We start from the raw sequence: 23,523 nt of genomic DNA on the forward strand, positions 1-23,523 counted from the left end.
CGACCTGATCCACACCTTCCGCGCCGCGGACGCGGCCAACCTGCCGGGTGTGCTGCCGAGCCTCAAGGACCTCTTCGCGCTGCCGCGCACGCCCGAGGACCCGATCACCGGCATCTTCGTGTCCTCGGGGGACCCCACGGCGGCGGAGATCTGCGCGAGCGCGGGCTTCGACTACCTCCTGGTGGACGGCGAGCACTCGCCCCTGTCCCTGGAGTCCATCCAGGCGCAGCTGCGCGCGATCGCCGGGTACCCCACCCTGTCCGTGGTGCGGGTGCCGGACAACGACGAGGTCATCATCAAGCAGTACCTGGACCTCGGGGTGCAGTCGCTGATCGTGCCCATGGTGGACTCCGTGGCCGAGGCGGAGGCCGCAGCCCGGTCCGTGGCGTACCCGTCCGCGGGCGTGCGCGGCGTGGGTGCGGCACTGGCGCGTTCCGGGCGCTGGGGTGGGATCCCCGGCTACCTGCCGCGTGCCCGGGAGACCATCACCCTTGTGGTGCAGGCGGAGTCCGCGGCGGCCGTGGCGGGCATCGAGGAGATCGCCGCGGTGGACGGGGTGGACGGCGTGTTCGTGGGCCCCTCGGACCTCGCCGCCTCCATGGGTCTGATCGGGCAGCAGACCCACCCGGACGTCGTCGCCGCCGTGAAGCACGTGATCACCGCGGTGCAGGCGGCGGGCAAGTTCGTGGGCGTCAATGCGTTCGCGCAGGACCAGGCGCGGGACTACCTCGCCGCGGGCGCGGACTTCGTGAACGTGGGCGCCGACGTCGCCCTGCTGGCTTCCGGGGCGCGGAACCTGGCGGGGGCGTTCCGGGTCTGAGCCCTCCGGGGCATGAATGAACCCCGGCCGCATAGCCGGGTGGGGCTACGAGGTCGTTGTCCCGGACCTGTACTTGGACGGCAGGGCGCGGCGGCACCTGGTTGCCACGATCCGTGCCCTGAGCACGGGTAAGGGCGAGGCGCTGGTGGACATCGAGACCAGTCGGCAGTGGCTGCTCGCCCAGCCGGAGACCACCGAGGCCGTGGGCATCATCGGCTTCTGCATGGGCGGGGGCTTCGCGCTGCTGACCTGCGACCGGGGCCGCTACGCCGTGGCGAGCGTGAACTATGGAACCGTCCCCGAGGACGTGGGCCACGCCTGCCCGGTGGTGGGTTCCTACGGTGCGCGGGACCTGCAGAACCGGGGTGCGGCGCAGAAGCTGGAGGCAAAGCTCGACGCCGCCTCGGTGGGGTACGACGTCCAGGAGTACCCGAGCGCGGGGCACGCCTTTCTCAACGACTCGATGCCGGGACCTGCCGCCCTGGCTTCGCTGTGGCACGTGGCGGGTTTCGGGGCACCCGAGAGGACCGCGAGCACGCGTGGCGGAGGATCGAGGACTACTTCGCGGCGCCCCTGGGTGCTTCTGCGTAAGTGTCTGACGACATGACCGGGCAGAGGGCGTGGTGTGCAGTGCGTCGTCGCGCATGGGTATATGCACGTGGAACCGGAACCGGAACCGGAAGGACCAGACCGCACGCAAGTGGGTGCCTCACATAAGCGCGGAGGCCCCAGTAGGGCCTCCGGCAGACAACGCCCCGGTGACCGGTTCGTCGTGATGACCACGATATTGGCGGAGATTCCGGGTGTCCAGGAACGCGCTCACGCGGGTACTGAATCGCCCCGAGTTTACTAGAGGCTCGCAAGTGCCGTCTCGGCGGGTGCCGATGCGGGGTGATTGTGATGGTAGGTGTCCTCGAGCTCGACGGGCGGGATCATGCCGATCTCGCCGTGCAGCCGCCGGTGGTTGAACCAGTCGATGTATTCTGCGGTCGCGATCTCGAGGTCGTCGATGTTCTTCCAGGGCCCGCGGTTGCGGACCAGTTCGGCCTTGAACAGCGAGTTGAAGGCCTCGGCCAGGGCATTGTCATACGAGTCGCCGGTGGAGCCGACCGAGGCGGCCGCGCCGGCCTCGGCAAGACGCTCGGTGTAGCGGATGGCGACGTATTGAACGCCCTTGTCACTGTGGTGCGTGAGCCCGGTGACGGCCTGGCCTGCGTGATCGCGGGTCCAGATGCCCATCTCGAGCGCGTCCAGCGCGAGGTCCGTCCGCAGCGATTTCGACAGCTGCCAGCCGACCACGCGGCGGGAGAACACGTCGATGATGAACGCGGCATAGACCCAGCCGGCGAAGGTGCGGCAGTAGGTGATGTCCGCGACCCACAACTGGTTCGGAGCGGTCGCGGTGAAGTCACGTTCGACCAGGTCAGGACGATCATCCGGGCCACGACCGGAGATCGTGGTGCGCGGGCCCTTGGCCCGGCTGACCCCTCGCAACCCCGCGACGCGCATGAGCCGCTCGACCGTGCAACGCGCGACGACGACGCCCTCGCGGCGCAGCTGGGCGTGGACCTTCTTCGTCCCGTAGACGCCGAAGTTCGCCGCATGGACGCGGTGGATCTCGACCAGCAGTTCCTCGTCGCGTAGTGCTCGCTTCGAGGGTGGGCGGGTCTTGAACGCGTAGTACGTGCTCGGCGCGATCTGCGTGCCCGCTGCGGTCAGCGTTCGACAGATCGGCTCGACGCCGAACTCATGCCTGTACTGGTCGATGTACTCCACGATCAACGCTGTGGGCGGTCGAGCTCCGCCGCGAAAAAAGCCGAGGCTGAACGCAGGATCGAGTTCGCCCTGCGCAGCTCACGCACTTCCTTCTCCAGCTCGACCAGGCGCTGGGACTCGCTGGTCGTGGTCCCGGGACGGTGCCCCTCGTCGACCTCGGCCTGCACGACCCAGTTCCTCAGAGTCTCGGGATTGATCCCGAGCTGCTCGCCCACACGGCGAAACGTTCCCGATCTCGTCGATGGATCGCGCCGTGACTGAACTGCCATCCTCGTGGCTCTCTCCCGAAGCTTGTCGGGGTACTTCCTCGGTGCTGCCATGCTCCTCATCCTCCCGTGGATTCAGAGCCCCCACCAGACCCGGGGCGATTCACCAAGGACCGGCTGTCCGGGCGCTGGGACCGGTTCTCCTGGTTCGGCCTGCGTCCGGTGCTCACCAACGGCCGGCTCGGACGGGCAGCGGAGACCTTCGGGACAGACCTGGTGGTGGCCACCATGGAAGCGATCCTCATCGAAGGTCTCGAGCCCCCGCAGAACCGCCGCCAAGGCGACGGCATGACCGGCCAGGAATACCAGCAGACGCCCGACGATCAGCTCCAGGGCCAACACATGGTCGCCACGATGATGCGTCTCCTGCAAGGTCGCAACGACGTTTAGGTCTGCTGTCGCTTATCGAACTCGACTTTCGCACTTTCGAGTTGTCTCGACATCTGTTCGACGAGGGCGACCAGCTCTGCCTCAGACTTTGTGTCGTCGGCTTCGGTAGCTATGTCGGTGGACTGTCCAGAGTCCCACGTGTGCGTGTGGAGCCATCGTCGTTCGATTCCAAAGTCGCCGTCTAGTGCGGTGTATTGCAGAACCTTGCCCGTGTTACCGTGCATTTGCCGGGAATGCCTAGTTGCCAGTGCGTCGTCCAGATAGCTTCTTGATCTTGGATCATGTTGTGGATGCCAGATGATGTGACGGTGTGCGGTTTCAATGACCTCATGATTTAAAGGAATCGCGAGGCCGCCTGGAAGATTGATTCGGTGATCACGCATCAAACGTTGTTGGCTGGCATGCATCTTGCCGGGCAGGTACAGGAATCGGTGAGGGTCCAGCGGCACGTAGATGTCCCAGTAAGCGGCCGTGTCGAGTGGATCGTCGTCCTCGCGAGCATTGAGAACCTGTACTGGTGTATCGGAGGTAAGCAGGCACAGGCTAGTGAAGCCGAACCCCCAAGGTCGGGCATAGATTAGGGCCGCAAGTGGAGCCACCGCTTGGACGATATAGGCGTGGTGAAGGTCTGCTCGCCGCAGTGAGCGGGGTGGCTCCAAAGGGTTATCACCATGAAGGCGCCAGAGGCGTTCGCGTTGCGGTGCGGTCCGAATGAGCTGAGCGGCAATCCACCATGCGATGACGACTCGTGTTTCTGTGGTGGGCGGCCAACGGTTGGGGAAGGCATTGTCGGTCGGCAGTGTTCCTTTGTCAAGAATGCGCCTGAACGCGGTTGTTGCCTCCGTTTCTATGCCGCTGAGGAACACTTCCATATCATGTGTGGGAACACCGTCCGGCCCGGAACCCCAATAAAATGATTTCTCTGCCCCGACATTTCGTGTGTTGACAATGAAGTCCTTCTCCGGGGCATCCATTCTGGCTACACTCACTTGCGGGCCACCGGAACGTTCGATGGCGAACCGTCGCAGGTACATTCTGGGCACGATGTGATCGTTGGTGGCTGTGGTCGTCTTAGTGCCCTCTGCCGCGTTCATACCAGGACCACATTCCTACCTCGGTGTCCCCGCTCTGCTGTTGGAATCGGTGCGGTTGGCGGTGTTAGGCGCTGTCGCGGCGGCGTGGCTAAATACTTGGTTGTCCTGGAGTTGGGTGGCTTAACCCCACAGGAATTTGCATGTAACCCAGATGTAAAACTTTTATTCACTTCCACCACCTATTGCTTCAGTGCTCGGTTCCATGGGGCCATCCTTGACGGTAAGTCGGATGAGCTCCTCGAACGCTCCGACGTAGTGACGGGTACGGGTAACAGAGGCGAGTAGTACCGCGTCCATGGCCGTGCCCGGCGCAGCATGGCTAGTGCTCGACCGGTTGGCCCAGGGCAGGTAGATAATTCGCGGATGCGGGTATACATTCGGTCCGCCACGCCGCCACCGGGCGTGCACTTCGTCTGCGCGAAACCCAGTCGCGAAGAGTCGGAGGGCATCCATGTTTTTAAGGACGACGTCGTAGAGCTCCGATGCATCCGTGATCGATAGGGCGTCCAGGATTACTGAGGCCAGATAGCTGGAATTTCGCACATTAAGTGACGTGAAAGTCGTCTTACCCGCGACGATACGCTCAAATTGAGTCTTTTCGTCTTCATCAATTGATCCGAGGCCGAGACCATCCTTGTTTGCGTCGTAGCTGTCCAGTAACCACTGGGCAACCTCGCGTAGGAATGCACGGGCCGCATTGACGTCCGTTCGAGCAAGCACAGTGGAAACAGGCAAGATGGCGGCGGCGAACTGGTCCGAAGGTGGGCGGGTCGTACCGGGGTGGTGCGCGGCCAGAGAGGCTACTGCGGAAATCGCACGTTTAGCAGGATCGGCCGGTGGTTCGATTAGGGCAAGTAGACTGAATATTTCCGCCAGTCGGCTGCAAACTGCTGGGTAAGTAAACACGTACCCTACGCCTGCCACGCTGTGCGCGAGCCTATTTGGATCGTCAAGGAGTGGCTCGACTTGGTCCAAAAGTTCGGTTGCCGTTGAAATGAACAACCGCAGTGCAGCATTGGAAGCCGCGGAACGCACACCGTTGGTTTCGGTGTTGGGTGGTTCCCAGGAGGCGCGGTAGAGATGAAGAGCAAGGAATGCCGCCAGGTCCAGGCGATGTGCCTTGCGAAGCTCGTGGGACATCATCGCGGTCTCGATAGACGCCCGAGCAAGCCGCTTGGGGGCAGCGTCACCTTCGAGCCAGGAGCGGGTGTGGCGCTCCAACATCGGCTCGGTCACCTGGAGGCGAGCTATCGAACCAAGTAGGGCTACCAAATCGTCTTGAACGCTGAGGTCGGCAAGTCCGAGAGAAGGGTCCTGACAGAGCCAGTCCACAAGCGTGTTACGGTCCCAGACTTCGAAGTCGGCTAGACCGCGGTTCGCGCATGCTGCCTTGAATTCCTGCGCGTCGACTGGTGCGCCGCCTTTCAGAATTCCAGTGGTCACAAGCACTGCGACGCGCGGTAGCTCTGCATCGAAGCTTGGATGGGCACGCGTGTTGTACTCGCACTCCTCCAATTGTGGCCGGACAGCTCTCCAGTCGGATTGGCCGAGATCGCCGGCTTTGGATTGGATGGAGTACTGCCGCAGTGTCTGGCCGTCAGCATCGTGACGCTTAGCAATAACGTCTTTCCCGAACTCAAATCCGCCGTGGATGAAGTGGATGTCGGTGAAGCCTTGTAAGGAGAGGAGAGCGAGTAAGGGTGCGTCGAACTCCCGCTCGGTAAGGCTCTCAAGGAAGGTCGTGACGACGGCGCGAAGCATTCCACTCCTCCCGCCTGCGCTGAAGAACCTGTTGAAGACGTGCTTTTTGCCTGGGCGTCAGTTTCGTGTTTTGAAGTTTTTCCGCAGTGTCTGGATGAAGAACCATGGTTAGGTTATGTTCGCCGTTCTCATTAAATGAGATGTCAAGGGTCTCAAGGGAATCTATTATGACGTCTATAATGTCCCGACCCTTAGCATCGAGCGTTTGATCATATGCTTCACTGACCTCACTGATGTGACTCAGGAAGCCATCCATGAACTGAGATCCGAGGGCATCCGCGAGTTGGAAAGTCATGGTCAAAAACGAATCGACGTCCCCACACAGGGCGTCTTGCGCATCAATGCGCACAATTTGCTCAGTCTTGATACCGCGGAACAGAGGTGACGCAAGTTGTGCGGTTTCCGGTGCATGCTCTTCCGGCCGGGGTAAATCGGCAACTCGTTCACGGCGGATTGATGCGAGAAGCGGGTGGATCTCACGACTCAAGGTGTCGACTGCATCGTTCATCCAAGCCGATGCGGCGGCACCGTACTCTGCGGGATAGGCCCATACTTCGGATTCCGTCACGGTCTGCCTCCTAGGCGATCTGCGCTCAGTCTAGTCTCGCGCGCCGACAATCTGTTAATGGAGCGTCGAACGGCGTTGGGACGGGACTGCCCCGACTTTCCTGGCTCTTCACGATCCAGGGTGTAGTCGCGGCCTGAACCCTCCGGTCTCCAGCAGGGATCTGGCGATGTAGTTGGTGAGGTCCCGGAACCCCAGCGCGCTGCCGCGCAGGTGCTCCAGCCGTCCGTTGATCGCCTCGGTCGGGCCGTTGGATGTGCCGGGGCGGTCGAAGTAGGCCAGCACGTCGGCGGCGCGCTTGGCCAGGGTCCGTCCGAGCGTGATCGCCTCGCTCAGCGCATCCGGGACGCCGTGGCGCAGTGAGTCGATCAGCCGCTGCATCAGCTCTCGGCCTCGGGCCCGGTCGGGCTCTCGGTAGGCGGTGATCATCCTCTGGTAGATCCCCCAGGTGGCTTCGACCTCGACGTGGGCGTCGGCCGTGAACAGCTTCTCCAGCCGGTCCCGCTGCTTGTCGGTGAGCAGGCCCGCTCCGGTGAGTAGGGTCCGGCGAGCCGAGTAGAGGGGATCGCCCGCCCGGCCGCGGTGGCCACGGGTGTCCTGCTGAACGCGGCGCCGGCACGCATCCAGGGCATCGCCGGCCAGGCGCACGACGTGGAAGGGGTCCATGACCGCCACGGCCTCGGGCAGCTCCTCGGTGGTTGCGGTCTTGAACCCGGTGAACCCGTCCATCGCGACCACTTCCACGCCCTGGCGCCAGGCGTCCTCGCGCTCGGCCAGCCAGTCCTTGAACGCCGCCTTGGAGCGTCCCTCGACCATGTCCAGCAGCCGGGCCGGACCCGTCCCGGCGCGGACCGGGGTGAGGTCGATGATGACGGTGACGTACTTGTCGCCGCGGCGGGTGTGCCGCCAGACGTGCTCGTCGACGCCGATCGCGGCCACGCCGTCGAACCGTGTGGGGTCCTCGATGAGGACCCGGCGGCCCTCGGCCAGGACCGCGTCGTTGGCGGTGTTCCACGAGACTCCCAGGCCCTCGGCCACGCGGGCGACGGTGAGGTGCTGGCACACGATGCCTTCCAGCGCCCACCGCAGGCCCCGGCGGGAGAGCTTCGCCCGGGGCTCGGCGGCCGGGCTGGTGTCCTGGCGCCACACGTGTCCGCACCCGGTGCACCGGTAGCGGCGGACCGTGACCCGCAGGATCGTGGGGCGCCAGCCCAGTGGCTCGTGAGCCAGCCGCCGGATCACCGTGTCCCGGGGCGTCCCCTCGCATCCGCAGCGACGGCACCACTGGTCCGTAGCGACGATCCGGCAGGCCAGGACCGCCCGGTCAGGATCGAGGCGCTGCCCGACGACTTCGAGGCCGAGCTCGTCCAGGCGGGCGAAGGTGGTCACATCAGGGCAGGCGAAGGTAGCGTCAGGCACGTCGAGGTCTTCCAGATGAGGCGTGTAGGAACCTTCATCTTCGGGAGGCCTCGACCCCTATCCGGCGACCGACGCGCCAACCCGAACTACACCCTCAACTCTGAAGAGCCTAGTATGTGCGCCGAGCGAAGATTAAACATGCGCTAGACAGGATCGGGGTGGTGAAGCTTGAGCGACACAGGTCGCATGCACTTCACGTCCCGCGGTAATTGGCTGGCATCGGCAGGGCTGTCAGTGGGTGTGTCGGTTGATCCGGAAGCCGGGACGGTGACACTCCTGGCACCCCTCTATCGCCGCTCCCTGCTGCTGCCCGACATCGCCTCTGTCTGTACTCACGAGGACGACGGTCTCAATCACGGCTTTGTGAATTGGGTTGTGACAGGTCGAGCAAAGTCCCCCCCCCGTGGCGTCCGACTCAGCACGGGTGGGAAGGGCCGAGTCGACATCGCAACCCGTGCGGGAAATCGATACGCGGTTGTTGTGGACTCGGTCGCGCAAGCCCGGCAGATCGCCCACGCTATAGAGCGTGCGCAGGCATTCCACCGCGAGTGACTGCTTTCCCCGTGCCTCGGCTGTGTCCTTATTCATCCGCTACGGCGTTACCCGTTGCCGTCTCAGCACCCAAGGTCTCTGAGTAGATGCCCGTGATTCGTCTAGCATTCCCTGCAGACGTGCTCAGCCTGCCGACCATTGAAGCCGCCGCGGGGGAGGCTTTCCGCTCGATTGGGATGCCGGAGATTGCCGACGACCCCTTGCCCGATGTTCAGCAACTCTCGGGGCATGCATCGGACGGCCGGGTGTGGGTTGCCACGGTCGACGACCAGGTCGTGGCCTACGCCCTAGCCGTCGAGCGCGACGGGAGCGCTCACCTCGAGCAGGTCAGCGTTCACCCAGATCATGCCGGGCAGCGCATCGGAGCAGACCTGGTCGATGCCGTCGCCTCGTGGGCGCGCGACCGCGGCGATGAACGGCTGACGCTGACCACCTTCGCCGACGTCCCGTGGAATGCCCCCTACTACCGGAAGCTGGGGTTTCACCCTCTTCCGGATGAGGCCCTCGGCCCGCAACTTGCTGCCGAACTCTCCGAGGAGAGGGCCCGGTTCGCGGCGCCTCGTCTCGCAATGGCCTGCGGAAGCGGACAGGCCCATCTTTGAGATGCGGTTGGTCCCGGAGGACAGCCATGACTCCTCGGCCTTGACCACGGTGCACCTCGGGGAGAACATCAGCCCGCGCCATATGACAACCGGCTGATCACGATGACCCCAGCCCGACCTCCCTGGGGGCGGCGGCGCGTCTCCGTCCCCTCACACCCAACTACGCAAAGAAACCTCGGGGTGCTGCGGGGAGCCGCGGCACTAGTCTCTAAGCATGGATTTGATGACGAAAGTGCTCGGCAATTCGGTCATGCAGATGCGGTCGTTGTTGAGTGCAGTCGTGGACACATCGTGGGTAGTGCCCGCCGGCGACGTGGAGTGGTCCTGCCGTGACACGGCGGCGCACGTGGCAGACGATCTGTTCTCCTACGCGTCCCAGATGATCGCCGAACCCCAGGACAACTATCTGCCCATTGACGCCGTGATCGATCCGAACGCAACTAACCGCCAGATTCTTGACGCAATCGCCATGTGCGGCCGAATGCTTGAGCTGGCCGTCGAGAACGCCCAGCCCGAGGCCACGGGCTGGCACCCCTATGGAGTGTCGGACGGCTCCGGGTTCGCTGCAATGGGTGCCGTCGAGGTCCTTGTTCACACCTATGACATGGCCTGTGGCCTGCGTCTGGAATGGAAGCCACCCGCGACCTTGTGCACGCCACTACTGGATCGGCTCTTCCCCAACTCACCCACCGGTGATCCCACTGCCGTGCTTCTCTACAGCTGCGGTCGAGCACCCCTGGGCGAATGCCCTCGGTTAGACGCGTGGTCGTGGGACGCCACTGTCCCTATCGCGCACTGACTTCTTGCGTCCGTTGGGTGCTGCGGCTTCTTTCAGTTGTCACCGGCCGTGGAACACGGGCGGGCGTGAGCCCACCGCGCCAGTCCCACCCGTCCCGCGACATGCTGGCGCGAAGACGGTGTGACTCGGGTGGTGCGCCGCGTACGCACAGCATCAAGAGGTTGGCTCAGGCGTCCGACTCCACGGTGAGCGGCTCAGCGCGGTGCAGCGCCTCCACGACTTCCGCGTACCGCCGCCGCTTGTTCGTGGCCAGGACGGAGCCGCGGAGCGGGCTCAGCTCACCGGCCCGGCGCACGGCGTGGGCCAGCAGATCCGCGCCGGGAACGGCGTCGTCGACAATTCCTGCCGCGGCGGCCGCGGGGGCGTCGTAGCGCTGGGACAGGATCATCGCACGGTGGACCTCGCGCGGCGCGAGGCGTGCGGAGACCAGGGCGGCTAGCCCGGAGGTGAACGGGACCCCGATGGAGGTCTCCGGGAGGCACAGGAACCCGCGCTCCGACCGGGCGCAGCGCTCGTCGCACGCCAGGGCCAGCAGCAGCCCACCGCCGTAGCAGTGGCCGTTGGCCGCGCAGACGGTGGGGACCTCCAGGACCAGGAGACGGGCGAGGAGTCCCTGGAACGCCTTGCCGTATCCGGGCTCGACGAACAGATCCGGCACGAGACCGTTCGAGAAGAACTTGCCCTGCGCCGTGATCACCAGCGCGAGATCCCCCGGTGTGGACTCCACCTGCGTGAGGGCGGCGTCGATGGCCTGGATCCGCTCGTGGGTGAAGCGGTGGTCGCCCTCGGGCGAGTCGCTGATGTCGAGGACGAAGACATTTTCCTGGCGGGTCAGCTGAGTCATCTCGTCAGCATCGCACACGCCCGCGCATGGACGCGGCTGGGCAACCAGCGCCGGGGCCGCACCGGGAACAGCGGTGCGCACCATCCATCTAGACTCGCCCCACAGCCACGACGAACGGAGCCCTCATGACCACCGCGAACCAGAGCACCCCGGAAACCGGCACGAGCGCGGAGGACGTCGCGGACGTCGTCGTGATCGGCGGCGGGCCCGCGGGGGAGAACGTGGCGCAGTACGCCCACGAGGGCGGGCTCTCCGCCGTCATCGTGGAGGAGGCCCTCATGGGTGGGGACTGCTCCTACTACGCGTGCATGCCCAGCAAGGCCCTGCTGCGCCCCGTGGAGGTGGCGCGCACCGCCGCGCACCTGGACGGCGTGGACTCCCCGGCCGTCCGGGTGCGGGAGCTGCTCGCGCGCCGGGACGCGTGGGTCTCCCACTACGACGACGCCGGGCAGGTCCGCTGGGCGGAGGGCGCCGGTCTGCGCGTGGTGCGCGGGCATGGCGCGATCACGGGGCCCCGCACCGTCCGGGTCACCGGTCCGGACGGCGAGCGGACGCTGGCCGCCCGGCGAGCGGTGGTGGTCGCCACCGGCTCCGTCGAGGTGGTCCCGCCCGCCCTGGAGGGTCTGCACGCGTGGAGCTCCAAGGACGCCACCGGGGTCGTGGAGGTCCCGCCGCGCCTGGCGATCGTGGGCGGCGGCGTGGTGGCCGTGGAGGCCGCCACCTGGCTGGCCGCGCTCGGCTCCTCCGTCACGCTGCTCGTGCGCGGCGACGCGCTGCTCGCGAAGAACGAACCGTTCGTGGGGGAGCTCGTCCGCGCGGGCCTAGAGGACGCCGGGGTGGACGTGCGGCTGAACACGACTGTGGAGACCGCTCACCGCGAGGACGCACGGGACACCGGTCTCGGCCGGATCCACGGCGGCACGGTCCGGCTGCGCACCACGGGCGATCCGCTGGAGGTGGACGAGGTGCTCGTGGCCACCGGCCGCACGCCGCGCCTCACCGACCTGGGGCTGGAGTCCGTGGGGGTCACCCCGGAGGACGCCCGCGCCGGGCGGCTGCCGGACTGGCTGCACCTGATCGGGGACGCCGCCGGCACCGCCCTGCTCACCCACTGGGGCAAGTACGAGGCCCGAGTGCTCGGCTCCCGGCTCGCCGGACGGCACGAGACCGCCCCGGACGGTCCCGTTCCCGTGCCGCAGGCCGTGTTCACCGATCCCCCGGTCGGTGCCGTGGGCATGACCGAGGCCGAGGCGCGGGAGGCGGGGCACGGCGTCGTCGTCGCGGAGGCCCCGATCACCGGTGCTGCGGGTGCCGCCCTGCTGCGGGACGACGCCGCCGGGCGCGCCACACTGGTGGTGGACGAGGACTCGGGGTGCCTCCTGGGTGCCACGTTCGTGGGACCGGAGGCCACCGAACTGGTGCACGGGGCGACGATCGCGATCGTGGGGCGGGTGCCCGTGAAGCTGCTGCGCCACGCCGTGCCCAGCTATCCCACGGTCTCCGAGATCTGGCTGCGGCTGCTCGAGAGCCTCCCCGCCGCCCTGCGCTGATCCCTCGGCGCTGCACCGGCATCATGCGTGGGGCACGGGAGGAAGCGGCGCCGTGATCCTGCGCCACTGCCTGCTGTCTGCGTGTTCAGCACGGTCATCCTGGCGGCCACGGTGAACGTGGTGCTCGGTGTGCTGCCAGGATGACCATGCCTGCTCCTCTCCCCGCGCGGAGCGCCCCGCCACGACGGACGACGGGTGGTGTGGGGGCCCTATGAGCCGGAGCGGACGGATTTCAGGATCGCGTCCACGGTTCCGGCATCGTCCGTCTGATTGATCTCGTTGACCAGCTCGACACCCTTGGCCTGGGACAGGGGGCGGTTCCCCTCGTTGACGGGTCCGTAGTAGAACTCCGCCCACAGGTCCGCGCGTCCCTTGCCGCTCTTGAGGTGCACGATGCCCTTGTCGTCGGACTCCGTGAGTCCCCACAGCACGGCGTCCTCGCGGTCCTTGCGCTGCGGGGCCGCCACATAGGTGGAGTACGTGAACACCTTGGTGTTCAGCTGTTTCCCCAGCTCCGTCTCGTGCCCGATCAGGGGGTGCGTGGGGCGGGTGAACCAGCCGCCCTTGGGCGGGCGGGCCTTGGTTGAGGCCACCGTGCCCGTGACCTTCCCGTCCGGGCTGGTGAGTTCCAGGTATCCCCGGTTCTGCTGAGCCGTCCAGTTCTCGGGGTACTTCACGGTGAACAGCTTGTCCGGGTCCGTGTAGGTCTTCGTGAGCTCATAGACGTCCGCGGTGTTCGCCTCGGCGGGTGTGACACCGTCGGCCAGTTCCGCGGGATCGGACGACGTCGCACCGGTCGCCGGGGCGCTTCCCTGCGCAGCGCCGTCGGCGCTCGCGGCCGCGCCACCCCTGTCGGGACCGGAGGAGGGACCGCCGGCGCATCCGCTGATCGCGACCGTGCCGATCAGTGCGGCCGCGGCCAGCCGGATCCGAGGTGTCATTTGCTTCGCCATAGCAAACAGGTTCGCAAGATCACCGACGGCGCGCAAGGCCCTGCCCGCCCCGTGACCGAGTCGTGATTTTGCAAACGCATACACAACCCGCCAACACCGGGGAAGTTCGCCTCTGACCTGCGGTGATGACATCGGGTGGACATGAGTGATCTTTGGGGGACAGGTGCTCGGCCCGGGGCGCGGGGGCGCACGCGACGGGCCACCGGGGCGGGGTGTCCTCGAACCCCGGACACGCAGACGCCCGGCCGGAGGGGCATCCGGCCGGGCGTGCGTCGTGGGTGCGCTCAGGCCCCGGGAACGTCCTTGGGGGTGAGGTAGCGTTCGCCGTCCTCCGTGGTCCCGAGGTCGAAGTCCCGCTCCTGCTCCTGGACGCGTTCCTCCACCATGCGCGAGTGGCGCACGGGTTCCACGGCGGGAATGCTCTCCGGGTTCTCGTACTGGACCGTGCTGTTGCCGTCATCGGTGTCCCGGTCCTGGCGGGTGGTGTCCTGGTCGGAGGCCTGCGCATCGGCGGTGGTGCGGTCCACCGTCTCCCGGCGGGTCACGTGGCGGTCATCGGTGTCCCGATCCAGGTCCGAGAGGTTCCGGTTCACCATGTCCCGGTCCGACGTATGCTCGCGCACGTCACCCCCGCCCGCGACACCTTCGTGCGCGGAACGGTTCTCGTGGTCCGGGAAGTTCTCCGGGTTGTCCGACACGTTCGGGTTCGCGTCCCCGGGGCGGGGCTGGAACTTGCGGGTTCCGGCCAGCGCCTCCGAGTCCACCTCGCGCGCGCTCGCGGCATCCACGGCGTCGCCGTCCACCACGGGCACACCGGTTTCCCGGATGGCTTTGGGCGGCTTGCCGACGGTCTCGCCGCGGTCGTCACGGACGGCGCCCCGGGTCGCGGAGGCGGCGGTGGCGCCGTCGGCGTCGCGGACGGTTCCCGAACGGGGAGCGGACGCGGCGTGGCGGGATGTGCCCGGTTGGTCGGGGTCCCCGTCCGTGGCGCTCTCGTCCGGCTGGGTGTCACGGCCGGCGCGGGAGTCGTCCTGGCCCTTCATGGTGGTGGGCTGGTCCGGGTCGTCGATCTGACCGGCGGACGCGATGGGATCCGTGTTCTCGGGCTGCTGGGTCATGTCGTGCCTCCTGATGTCGTCGTGGCGCGGGCCACGTGGCGTGTGCTCCATCTTGGCACTGCGGCGGGCGAGGTGTCAGTACCCCCACGGGCGGTTCAGCTACCGGGTGACGTCTCCACCGGTCGGTCCGTGTGGGAGTACTGGGACCAGCTGCCGGGGAACAGCCGCCCCACGCCCAGCCCGGCGTGCTCGGCCACCAGCAGGTTGTGGCACGCCGTCACCCCGGAACCGCAGTACGAGATCATGCGGCTCGCGTCTGTGACCCCGGCGGCCTCGAAACGCGCCCGCAGCTCCTCGACGGGCTGCAGCGTCCGGTCCTCCGCGAGGTGCTCCCGGCACGGGACGTTCACGGCGCCGGGGATGTGCCCCGAGCGCGGATCCACGGGATCCGGGGTGGTGCCGGCGTACCGGGCCCGGTCCCTCGCGTCCACGACCACGGGCCCGTGGGCGGCCTCATCCATGGTGGCGAGCGCTTCCCGCGGCCATGGAACGGGGGTGAAGCGGGCCTCCGGGAGCACGGTGCGCCGGCGTTCCAGATCCGCGGCGGGGACGGACGCGGGGCCGCCGTCCAGCAGCGCGGCGTGGTGGCCCGTGGTGCGCAGCATCCACACGAGACGCGCGGCCATCACGCCCCCGGCGTCGTCGTACGCGACCACCGTGGTGTCGTCCCCGATGCCCACGCGGGACATCGCCGCGGCGAAGTCCTCCGGTTCCGGCAGGGGGTGGCGCCCACCCTCGGGGGCGGCGGGTGCGGCCAGGGCGGTCTCCGTGTTCACGAACACCGCGCCCGGCAGGTGCCCCTGCAGGTACTCGGCCTCCGCGTTGCGCCCGTCCAGGTACATGCGGGCGTCCGCGAGCACCACCTCGTCACGGTGCTCGGCCAGCCACTCGGGGGAGACGAAGGGGTCCACGGGGCATCTCCTCGGTTCGACGACGCTGCTCGTTGCGTTCCAGGGTAGGTCCCCCGGGGCAGTGGGGGCCACGCCGTCGTCGTGCGTCCTGCGCCGACGCCTACCCACCGGTACCGTGAAGCCATGACGACGAAACCGATGACCGCCCGCCGCAAGGCCAACCGCTCCGCCGTGTTCTCCGGACTGGCCCTGGCCGGCATGGGGGTGCTGCACCTGGTCCGCCCCGCGGGGTTCGACAAGCTGGTTCCGGAGCAGCTGCCCGGGACCGCCCGGCAGTGGTCCGTGTACTCCGGGTACGTGGAACTGGCCACCGCCGCCCTGCTGCTGGTCCCGGCCACCCGCCGCGTCGGCGGGGCCGTGTCCGCCGCGCTGTTCGTGGGCGTGTGGCCCGGGAACTGGAAGATGGCGTGGGACTGGCGGCACGAGCCCGCGTCCAAGCAGGTCATCTCCCTGGGGCGGTTGCCGCTGCAGATCCCGATGATCGTCAGCGCGGTGAAGATCGCACGCGACGCCTGAGGGTGGCGGGGTGCCACGCGCTCGCCGGGCTGCATCCCTCTCACGGCCGGGCGCACGCCGCCCGTACCGGGGCCGCGAGTGCGGTCCCGTCGCCGCGACGCGGTCTCACGACCCGGCGGTGTCGGCGTCTAGGGTGGCACCCATGCGCATCGCACTCGGCCAGCTGCTCAGCTCGTACGATCCCCGGGAGAACCTGCGGCTCGTCACGGACCTCGCCCGTCGCGCGGGGGAGGACGGCGCGGACCTGCTGGTGCTGCCCGAAGCCACGATGGTCGCGTTCGGGCGCAGCCTCAAGGGCGTGGCCGAGCCGCTGGACGGCCCGTGGGCCTCGGCCGTCTCAGAGCTCGCACAGCAGCACTCGCTCGCGATCGTCGCGGGCATGTTCACGCCGGGTGACGGCGACCGCGTGCGCAACACCGTGCTGATCGCCCTCCCGGACGGCACCGTGCGCGGTTACCACAAGATCCACCTCTACGACGCCTTCGGCTTCCTGGAGTCGGACACCGTGGACCCGGGCGAGGAGCCCGTCACCTTCGCCGTGGGAGACACCACCGTGGGCGTCGCCACCTGCTACGACATCCGCTTCCCCCGGCTGTTCACCCGCCTGGCGCACGACGGCGCCACGGTCACCGTGGTCTGTGCGTCCTGGGGGGACGGACCGGGCAAGGCGGAGCAGTGGGAGCTGCTCGCCCACGCCCGGGCACTGGACACCACCTCCTGGGTGGTGGCCGTGGGGCAGGCGAACCCCCTGGCCGCGGGGGAGGAGAACCCGGAGAAGGCGCCCCGCGGCGTCGGTCACAGCATCGTGGCGGCCCCGGACGGATCCGTGGTGACGTCCCTCGGGGACGCCCCGGACTATGCCGTGGTGGACCTGGACATGGGTCTCGTGGAGCGCACCCGTAACTCCATCCCGGTGCTGAAGAACGCGCGGGAGCTGTAGGCGTCCAGGGCAGGTCGTGCCCGCCAGAAATCTGGCCGGATGGCCATGGGCACCACCGAGATCCGTCTCTAGGCTTGGTTGACTCGGGACGGGGTTGTCCGGACGACTGGAAGACCCTCGTGCCGCGGCGAGCCACTCTCGCCGGCAACCTACGAACGAGGTGAATCCATCGTGCAGATGATTCAGATCTTCTCATCCGACAGTCCGCTTCATCCCATACTCAGGGAGGCCGTCCTCTCGTACGGTCCCACCGTGTTCGCGCTCGTGGTGGTCCTCGCGCTCCTGGGCTACGGCGCCCAGGCGGTGTGGAACAGGTTCGTGACGAAGAAGCTCGAATCCCGCGCAGCGAACCTGCGCGCCCACGGCCGCGGAGCGGGGGCCGCCCGGTGAGTGCGGTGCGCCGCGACTGCCGCGGCGGCGTCGTGCGGATCGCCCGCGTGAAGTCAGGTGCACCAGGGTGCCGCGCCGAGAGGGGCGCCGAGTGGGTGTGTGCGCGGTGGGTGAACGGGCACTGACACCGCTCGGGGCGCATGCCTACAGTGGTGGCAGAGCACGCCATGAGCCCCTGACTCGTGTGCGTGGCCCGTCCCCGACATGCCGGAGGTCAGAACTATGGTTGCCACCGTTTCTCACGACCGTCCCGTCCGCTTCGCGGTGGTGGGCGTCGGACAGATTTCCCAGCAGGCGTTCATCCCCGGTCTCAGCAGGATCGAGGACGCCGAACTCGCCGCCCTGGTGACCTCCAGCCCGGAGAAGGCGGAGGAGCTGGGCCAGGAGTTCGGCGTGGCCATCCACTCGTACGAGGAGTACCCCGCGCTGCTCGCGTCCGGCGACATCGACGCCGTGTACGTGGCCACGCCGGTGTTCCGGCACCGCGAATTCGCGGAACCGGCGCTGAAGGCTGGGATCCACGTGCTGCTCGAGAAGCCCATGGAGACCTCCGTGGAGGACTGCCAGGCCATCATCGACGCCGCCGAGCAGAGCGGCGCCACCCTCATGGTGGCCTACCGGCTGCACCAGGAACCGGGCACCGTGGAGATGATCGAGAAGGTCCGGGACCAGAAGGTCATCGGGGACCCCCGGTACTTCTCCTCCGTGTTCTCCCAGGACATCACCGAGGAGAACCACCGCGGCCACTCCGGGTACTGGGGCGGGCCCATCCCGGACATGGGCACCTACCCGCAGAACATGGTGCGCAACCTCTTCCACGACGAGCCCGTGGAGGTCTACGCCAAGGGCGTGCGCACCCCGGGCCGCGGCTTCGACTTCGACGACACGGTGGCCGTGACCCTCACGTTCCCCGGCGAGCGGGTGGCCCAGTTCACCATCACGTACGCCTCCGAGTCCGTGGAGCGCTTCACCGTGGCCGGCACGGAGGGGGAGATCTCCGCGGAGCCGTGCTTCGGTTTCGGCCCGGACACCGGCATCGAGTACACCCTCACCACGAGCGGGTCCTCCGAGAGCTTCGCCCACGATCCCGTGGAGCAGTTCGGCGGTCAGACTCAGTACTTCGTGGACTGCCTGCGCAGCGGGGAGGCCCCCGAGCCCACCGGTGAGGAGGGTCTGCTGGACGTGCGCGTGAACGAGGCGGTGCTGAAGTCCCTGGAGACGGGGGCGCCGGTGCAGCTGGAGCCACGGCGTCGGGAGCGGATGGTCACCTCCGAGCAGGTGCGCCGCGTGACCCCGGCGGACGAGCCCGGGGACGAGCAGCTGGTGGACCAGGTCCCCCAGAACGGCTGACCCGCCCCGGCCCGCGGGAACGCACCCACCACGCCCTGACGAACGAACGGACGGCAGCGTCATGACGCACGAGTACATCCACGAGACCCGCCTGAGCCAACCGCGGGAGCAGGTGTTCGCGTGGCACGAGCGCCCCGGCGCGCTGCCCCGGTTGACCCCGCCCTTCGGTGGGGGCCCGGACCAGGTGCGCCAGGCGCCGTCGGACGGGATCGAGCCCGGCTCGGAGGCGAAGCTGGGGGTGTCCGTGCCGGGCACGTTCGGCATGGTGCACCTGCCGTGGACCGCCGAGCACGGGGAGTGGGACCCGCCGCACTACTTCACCGACCGCATGGCCAAGGGTCCGTTGGGGGAGTGGGAGCACCGGCACGTCTTCGAGGAGACGGAGTCCAGCGGCACGCTGATCCGGGACCGGGTGACCGTGCGTCCGCTGCCGCAGTGGGCGGGCAAGCTCAACGACCTGGGCGAGCGGGTCATGACTCCCCAGCTGAACCGGATCTTCGCGTACCGGGAGCGCCAGCTGAAGGCGGACCTCGCGTTCCACGAGCAGCACGACGGCCCACGGCTCACCCTTGCGGTGTCCGGGTCCTCCGGGCTGATCGGCTCGCAGGTGTGCGCGCTGCTCGAGACCGGGGGCCACACGGTCGTCCGGCTCGAGCGCGGCGGCTCCACCGGTGAGGGTGTCATCGGCTGGGACCCGGACAGGGGCCTGCTGAACCCGCGTGACCTGGAGGGGATCGACGTCGTGATCCACCTGGGCGGGGAGAGCATCGCCACGCGCTTCACGCCCGAGAAGAAGCGGGAGATCATGGACTCGCGCGTGGACAGCACCAACCTGCTGGTGCGCGCACTGGGTCAGGTGCCCGCCGCGAAGCGTCCGCGTGCCCTCGTGGTGGCTTCCGCGATCGGCTACTACGGCACGGGCCGCGGGGACGAGGTGCTCACGGAGAACTCGTCCTCCGGGGACGGTTTCCTCGCCGAGGTGTGCCGCGAGTGGGAGCGCGCCGCCCACGGAGCCACCGCGTACGGGATGCGCGTGGTCAACGTCCGCACCGGTCTGGTGCTGTCCCCCACGGGCGGGCTGCTGAAACCCCAGCTGCCCCTGATGCAGGCGGGCCTGTCCGGGCCCATGGGCGGCGGCGAGCAGTGGCAGAGCTGGATCGGGCTGGACGACATGGCCGGTGCGGTGGCGCACCTGGCCCTCACCGAGGATGCCGATGGCCCCTTCAACGTGGCGGCGCCCCAGCCCGAACGGCAGAAGAACTTCGCCAGAACCGTGGCCGGTGTGCTGCACCGCCCCGCCGTGGTTCCCACGCCCCTGGCAGGCCCCAGGGCCGTCCTGGGGGCCCAGGCCACCGAGGAGCTCGTGGCGGCCAGCCACCGCGTGGACGTGGGCAAGCTGCTGGCCAGCGGCTACCGGTTCCGCAACGAGGACCTGCGCGGGTGCGCCCAGCACATCCTGGGGCGGGTGAGCTGACACGGGCCACGGTAGGACGGCGCGCATTCGGTATTCTGGGTACGTGACATCTCAACACAACCGGCCCGCGGCGTGCTTCGGTGCGCTCGCCTCGGCCGATGACAAGGAGTCGGACAGTCCGGGGCAGCGCAGCTGTTCCCCTGACTCCCGTTCGACCGGTTCCCCGTTTCCCCTCCGCGCGTCCGCGCCCCGCCACGGGGTGAGCTGGTGCTGACAGCCTGGCTCCTCCTTCTCGCCTTCCTGTTCCTGGTGCTGGCCAACGCACTGTTCGTCGCGGTGGAGTTCGCGTTCCTCACCGTGGACCGCCAGGCCGTGCAGCGCGCCGAGAAGGCCGGGGACAAGCGCGCCGTGGTGATCGAGGAGAGCCTCAAGAAGACCTCCACCAACCTCTCGGGTGCCCAGCTGGGCATCACGGTCACGAGCCTCATGGCGGGCTACCTGACCGGCCCGAGTCTGGGCACCCTGTTCACCGAGGGTCTCGGCTGGGCGGGCGTTCCCGACGCCGTGGCGGTGGGAATCGCCACGGTCGCCGCGTTCGTCGTGGCCACCTTCAGCCAGATGGTGTTCAGCGAGCTCGTGCCCAAGAACTGGGCCATCGCGGACCCCATGCGGGTGACCCACGCGGTGGTGCTCCCGCAGAAGCTCTTCATGACGGTCTTCGGGTGGCTCGTGTCCATGCTCAACAGCTCCGCGAACGCGGTGCTCAAGGTGCTGGGCTTCACCCCCACCGAGGAGGTGGCCAACGCCCGTACCGCGGAGGAGCTCGCCTCGGTGGTCAGCCGTTCCGGCCGTGAGGGCACGCTCGACGCCGGCACGGCCGAACTGGTGGCCCGCTCCATCGAGTTCGGGGACCGCACCGCCGCAGACGTCATGCGCCCCCGGCCCCGTGTCACCTTCCTGGACGCCGAGGACACCGTGGAGCACATGCTGCTCACGGCGTCGGAGACCGGGCACTCCCGGTTCCCCGTGACGGGCGAGACCGTGGACGACATCGTGGGCGTGGTGCACTACACCCACGCGCTCGCGGTGCCGTTCGACGAGCGCGCCGTCGTGCGAGTCTCGGACGTGTGCGTCCCCGCGGACGTGGTCTCCGAGTCCATGACCCTGGACCCCCTCATGCGCCAGCTGCGCGTCAAGGGGCTGCAGCTGGCCGTGGTGGTGGACGAGTACGGCGGCACCGCCGGCATCGTCACCCTGGAGGACCTGATCGAGGAGATCGTGGGCGAGATCGACGACGAGCAGGACACCCGGGTGCAGCGCTTCCGCCGCACGCGCGACGGCGGCCTGGTGGTCTCCGGGCTGCTGCGCCCGGACGAGCTGGGTGACGTGCTGCGCGTGGACATGCCCGAGGGCGAGGAGTCGGACACCCTGGGCGGTCTGATGGCCGAGGAGCTGGACCGGCTGCCGCAGGTGGGGGACACCCTCACCGTGGAGGCCGTGGACCACTTCCACCGCGACGACGACGACCTCCCCACCAAGGCGGAGATCCGCCTGGACGTGATGCGCATGGACCAGCACCGCGTGGACCGCATCCTGGTGCACCGCGTGGGTGGCAACCCGGACGAGCGCGGCGGCTCCACGACGTCGACGGCGTGGCAGCCGCCCGGCAGACCGGACCCCCTGGGCGGGGACAACCGGGAGCCCGAGACGGCGGAGGAGTTCCGCCTCTCGCAGGGCGAGAACAGGGGAGCCCCCGGCTTCCACCGTGACGAGGACGTGTCCGACGTGGATCCCGGGGAGGAGCAACGATGACCACCAGCACAGCCATCATCATCCTGGTCCTGCTGCTCGCGGGGAACGCGTTCTTCGTGGCGAGCGAGTTCGCCGTGGTCTCCGCCCGCCGCGACCAGCTGGAACCGCTGGCCGCCGAGGGCTCCAGCTCCGCGAAGTATGCCCTGAAGGGCATCGAGAACGTCTCCACCTCGCTGGCCGCCACGCAGCTGGGTGTCACGGCGTGCTCGCTGCTGATCGGCGCCGTGGGCGAGCCGGCGATCGCGCACCTGATCGAGGTCCCCATGGAGGCGCTGGGCGTCCCCGAGGCGCTGCTGCACCCGATCGCCCTGGTGATCGCGCTGCTCATCGTGACGTTCCTGCACATGATCCTGGGCGAGATGGTGCCCAAGAACATCGCCATCGCGGTCCCCAGCCGCGTGGCCCAGGTGCTCGGGCCCGTGCTGCACGGGTTCACCGTGGTCTTCCGGCCCACCATCTGGGTCATGAACGAGACCGCCAACCACCTGGTGCGCTGGCTGTTCAAGGTGGAACCCAAGGACGAGGTGGCCTCCGCGTTCACCTCGGACGACGTCCGCGGGTTCGTGGCCGAGTCCGGGCGCGAGGGGCTGCTGGACAACGACGAGATCCGTCTGCTCACCGGCGCCCTGAACTTCGAGAACAAGACAGCCGCGGACGTGGCCCTGCCCCTGACCGGCATGCGCACCGTCCCGTTCGACATCACGGTGGCGGGCGTGGAAGAGCTGTGCGCGGAGACGGGCTACTCCCGCTTCCCCGTGCGCAACGCGGAGGAGCGGCTCATGGGCTACATCCACACCAAGGACGTGCTGGGCCTGCCGGAGACGGCGCGTGAGCAGTCGATCCCCCCGGCCATCGTGCGGCGCTTCGCCCGCGTGGCTCCGGGAGACAAGCTGCGCAAGGTCACCCGCACCATGCAGGCCAAAGGCGCGCACTTCGCCCTGGTGGGCGAGGTGGCGCGGGACTCCCGCACGTCCGACGAGTCGGTGTTCATCGTGGCGCTGGAGGACGTCCTGGAGGAGCTCGTGGGCGAGGTCCGGGACGCCACCAGCAAGCCGGACCAGGACACCGCCGCGTGAGCCCCCGCAGGCTCTACCGCACGGCGGCCACCGCCGAGGCCGTCACCTGGACGCTGCTGATCTTCGGCATGCTCGCCAAGTACGTCCTCCACGCCGGGGACCTCCCCGTGCGCCTGGGCGGCGGGATCCACGGGTTCGTGTTCCTGAGCTACTGCGTGTCCACCGTGGTGGTCTGGACGGACCGCCGCTGGCCCGCGGGCACCGGTGTGCTGGGCCTGGTGCTCTCGGCCGTCCCGTTCGCCACCGTCCCGTTCGAGCGGCACGTGGAGCGCCGGGGTCTGCTCTCGGACTCCTGGCGCGTGGCCCCCGCGGGCACCCTCCCGGAGCACGACGACGACGCCCGACCGGCCGGTGCCGCAGCCTCGCCCCCGCGCGGGGCGGGCACCGGGGAAGCCGCACGACCCGGGGACGCCGCGGGCGCCGACACCGGGAGCGTGGCCGGGCGTGAACCGGCACGCACCCCGGCGGAGAAGCTGCTGGCGGTGATCCTGCGCTGGCCCGTGCTCTGCGGGCTGGCCCTGCTGGTGCTCGTGGCGCTGCTGTTCGCCGTGCTGCTCACCGCGGGCCCGCCCACCCAGTGGTTTTCCTGAGCGCCTGAACTCCGG

The 23,523-nt window shown here is 68.3% G+C and carries 23 protein-coding genes and 1 other annotated feature; of the genes, 14 read left to right on the forward strand and 9 right to left on the reverse strand.

The annotated features are described in order from the left end of the window. Nucleotides 1-49 precede the first annotated feature (49 nt). Together AABM36_RS03060 and AABM36_RS03065 are read left to right on the forward strand one after the other, a co-directional pair. The gene (locus tag AABM36_RS03060; protein WP_423447897.1) at nt 50-820 is read left to right on the forward strand and encodes an HpcH/HpaI aldolase family protein; all 771 of its coding nucleotides are present in this window, start codon (nt 50-52) and stop codon (nt 818-820) included. 16 nt (nt 821-836) lie between these two features. Further along, entirely contained in the window at nt 837-1,427 is a 591-nt protein-coding gene (locus tag AABM36_RS03065; RefSeq protein WP_271074089.1) for a dienelactone hydrolase family protein, read from the forward strand. A 242-nt stretch (nt 1,428-1,669) separates the two neighbouring features. Here AABM36_RS03065 and AABM36_RS03070 read toward each other — a convergent pair. Beyond that, nucleotides 1,670-2,916, reverse strand: a protein-coding gene (locus tag AABM36_RS03070; RefSeq protein WP_423447332.1) for an IS3 family transposase whose coding sequence is annotated in 2 segments (ribosomal slippage) — nt 1,670-2,631 and nt 2,631-2,916 — 1,248 coding nt in all. Because the reading frame shifts where the segments join, the coding sequence is not laid out codon by codon here. Continuing rightward, nucleotides 2,510-2,638, reverse strand: a sequence feature (AL1L pseudoknot). (Overlaps the previous gene by 129 nt.) Nucleotides 2,917-2,931: 15 nt before the next feature. On the opposite strand from AABM36_RS03070, the gene AABM36_RS03075 reads away from it, so the two are divergent. Then, nucleotides 2,932-3,252, forward strand: a complete 321-nt coding sequence (locus AABM36_RS03075) for a hypothetical protein (RefSeq protein WP_208547041.1) — start codon at nt 2,932-2,934, stop codon at nt 3,250-3,252. Here AABM36_RS03075 and AABM36_RS03080 read toward each other — a convergent pair. The 4 genes from AABM36_RS03080 to AABM36_RS03095 all read right to left on the reverse strand — a co-directional run bounded on the left by AABM36_RS03080 (nt 3,249) and on the right by AABM36_RS03095 (nt 8,091). After that, on the reverse strand, nt 3,249-4,346 hold the full coding sequence (locus AABM36_RS03080; RefSeq protein ID WP_081477505.1) for a DUF4238 domain-containing protein: 1,098 nt from the start codon (nt 4,344-4,346) through the stop codon (nt 3,249-3,251). The two genes, AABM36_RS03075 and AABM36_RS03080, sit on opposite strands and share 4 nt — an antisense overlap. A gap of 162 nt (nt 4,347-4,508) precedes the next feature. Further along, the gene (locus tag AABM36_RS03085; protein ID WP_423447334.1) at nt 4,509-6,107 is read right to left on the reverse strand and encodes a hypothetical protein; all 1,599 of its coding nucleotides are present in this window, start codon (nt 6,105-6,107) and stop codon (nt 4,509-4,511) included. Next, nucleotides 6,076-6,675 carry a hypothetical protein gene (locus AABM36_RS03090; RefSeq protein ID WP_423447336.1) on the reverse strand — a complete coding sequence of 200 codons (600 nt, stop codon included), beginning with the start codon at nt 6,673-6,675 and terminating at the stop codon, nt 6,076-6,078. The genes AABM36_RS03085 and AABM36_RS03090 overlap by 32 nt, the downstream gene beginning before the upstream one ends. Before the next feature lie 108 nt (nt 6,676-6,783). Next, nucleotides 6,784-8,091, reverse strand: coding sequence for an ISL3 family transposase (locus AABM36_RS03095; protein ID WP_423447338.1), 1,308 nt, complete (start codon nt 8,089-8,091; stop codon nt 6,784-6,786). A gap of 671 nt (nt 8,092-8,762) precedes the next feature. On the opposite strand from AABM36_RS03095, the gene AABM36_RS03100 reads away from it, so the two are divergent. Then, nucleotides 8,763-9,245, forward strand: coding sequence for a GNAT family N-acetyltransferase (locus AABM36_RS03100; RefSeq protein ID WP_229568181.1), 483 nt, complete (start codon nt 8,763-8,765; stop codon nt 9,243-9,245). A 214-nt stretch (nt 9,246-9,459) separates the two neighbouring features. Next, entirely contained in the window at nt 9,460-10,044 is a 585-nt protein-coding gene (locus AABM36_RS03105) for a maleylpyruvate isomerase N-terminal domain-containing protein (RefSeq protein WP_126874860.1), read from the forward strand. Between the two features lie 166 nt (nt 10,045-10,210). Here AABM36_RS03105 and AABM36_RS03110 read toward each other — a convergent pair whose 3' ends face one another. Continuing rightward, the gene (locus AABM36_RS03110) at nt 10,211-10,888 is read right to left on the reverse strand and encodes an enoyl-CoA hydratase/isomerase family protein (protein ID WP_423447340.1); all 678 of its coding nucleotides are present in this window, start codon (nt 10,886-10,888) and stop codon (nt 10,211-10,213) included. Nucleotides 10,889-11,013: 125 nt separating this feature from the next. Here AABM36_RS03110 and AABM36_RS03115 point away from each other — a divergent pair, with 125 nt between their 5' ends. After that, on the forward strand, nt 11,014-12,438 hold the full coding sequence (locus AABM36_RS03115; RefSeq protein WP_423447342.1) for a dihydrolipoyl dehydrogenase family protein: 1,425 nt from the start codon (nt 11,014-11,016) through the stop codon (nt 12,436-12,438). 209 nt (nt 12,439-12,647) lie between these two features. On the opposite strand, the gene AABM36_RS03120 is transcribed toward AABM36_RS03115, so the two are convergent. The 3 genes from AABM36_RS03120 to AABM36_RS03130 form a co-directional block, all read right to left on the reverse strand. After that, the gene (locus AABM36_RS03120) at nt 12,648-13,379 is read right to left on the reverse strand and encodes a hypothetical protein (protein WP_233542843.1); all 732 of its coding nucleotides are present in this window, start codon (nt 13,377-13,379) and stop codon (nt 12,648-12,650) included. A 296-nt stretch (nt 13,380-13,675) separates the two neighbouring features. Further along, the gene (locus tag AABM36_RS03125) at nt 13,676-14,509 is read right to left on the reverse strand and encodes a hypothetical protein (protein ID WP_423447344.1); all 834 of its coding nucleotides are present in this window, start codon (nt 14,507-14,509) and stop codon (nt 13,676-13,678) included. 95 nt (nt 14,510-14,604) lie between these two features. Next, nucleotides 14,605-15,420 carry a sulfurtransferase gene (locus AABM36_RS03130; protein ID WP_110919410.1) on the reverse strand — a complete coding sequence of 272 codons (816 nt, stop codon included), beginning with the start codon at nt 15,418-15,420 and terminating at the stop codon, nt 14,605-14,607. A gap of 123 nt (nt 15,421-15,543) precedes the next feature. On the opposite strand from AABM36_RS03130, the gene AABM36_RS03135 reads away from it, so the two are divergent. The 8 genes from AABM36_RS03135 to AABM36_RS03170 all read left to right on the forward strand — a co-directional run bounded on the left by AABM36_RS03135 (nt 15,544) and on the right by AABM36_RS03170 (nt 23,508). Further along, nucleotides 15,544-15,936 (forward strand): DoxX family protein, encoded by a 393-nt coding sequence (locus AABM36_RS03135; RefSeq protein WP_423447345.1) that lies wholly within the window; start codon nt 15,544-15,546, stop codon nt 15,934-15,936. Nucleotides 15,937-16,078: 142 nt separating this feature from the next. Continuing rightward, nucleotides 16,079-16,876 (forward strand): carbon-nitrogen hydrolase family protein, encoded by a 798-nt coding sequence (locus AABM36_RS03140; protein WP_423447346.1) that lies wholly within the window; start codon nt 16,079-16,081, stop codon nt 16,874-16,876. 252 nt (nt 16,877-17,128) lie between these two features. Beyond that, complete coding sequence (locus tag AABM36_RS03145) at nt 17,129-17,266, forward strand: hypothetical protein (protein ID WP_423447348.1); 138 nt, start codon at nt 17,129-17,131, stop codon at nt 17,264-17,266. A gap of 222 nt (nt 17,267-17,488) precedes the next feature. Beyond that, on the forward strand, nt 17,489-18,616 hold the full coding sequence (locus AABM36_RS03150; RefSeq protein ID WP_423447350.1) for a Gfo/Idh/MocA family protein: 1,128 nt from the start codon (nt 17,489-17,491) through the stop codon (nt 18,614-18,616). A 61-nt stretch (nt 18,617-18,677) separates the two neighbouring features. Further along, complete coding sequence (locus AABM36_RS03155; RefSeq protein WP_423447351.1) at nt 18,678-20,090, forward strand: TIGR01777 family oxidoreductase; 1,413 nt, start codon at nt 18,678-18,680, stop codon at nt 20,088-20,090. Between the two features lie 207 nt (nt 20,091-20,297). After that, complete coding sequence (locus tag AABM36_RS03160; RefSeq protein WP_249494227.1) at nt 20,298-21,842, forward strand: hemolysin family protein; 1,545 nt, start codon at nt 20,298-20,300, stop codon at nt 21,840-21,842. After that, the gene (locus AABM36_RS03165; RefSeq protein WP_124109651.1) at nt 21,839-22,918 is read left to right on the forward strand and encodes a hemolysin family protein; all 1,080 of its coding nucleotides are present in this window, start codon (nt 21,839-21,841) and stop codon (nt 22,916-22,918) included. Before AABM36_RS03160 ends, AABM36_RS03165 begins: the two co-directional genes overlap by 4 nt. Next, a complete protein-coding gene (locus AABM36_RS03170) occupies nt 22,915-23,508 on the forward strand; it encodes a DUF3817 domain-containing protein (RefSeq protein WP_019310840.1) in 594 nt (197 codons plus the stop codon). Before AABM36_RS03165 ends, AABM36_RS03170 begins: the two co-directional genes overlap by 4 nt. Nucleotides 23,509-23,523 lie beyond the last annotated feature (15 nt).

The sequence above is a fragment of the Kocuria sp. KSNUG genome, assembly GCF_049532735.1.
GTDB classification, from domain to species: Bacteria; Actinomycetota; Actinomycetes; order Actinomycetales; family Micrococcaceae; genus Kocuria; species Kocuria rhizophila.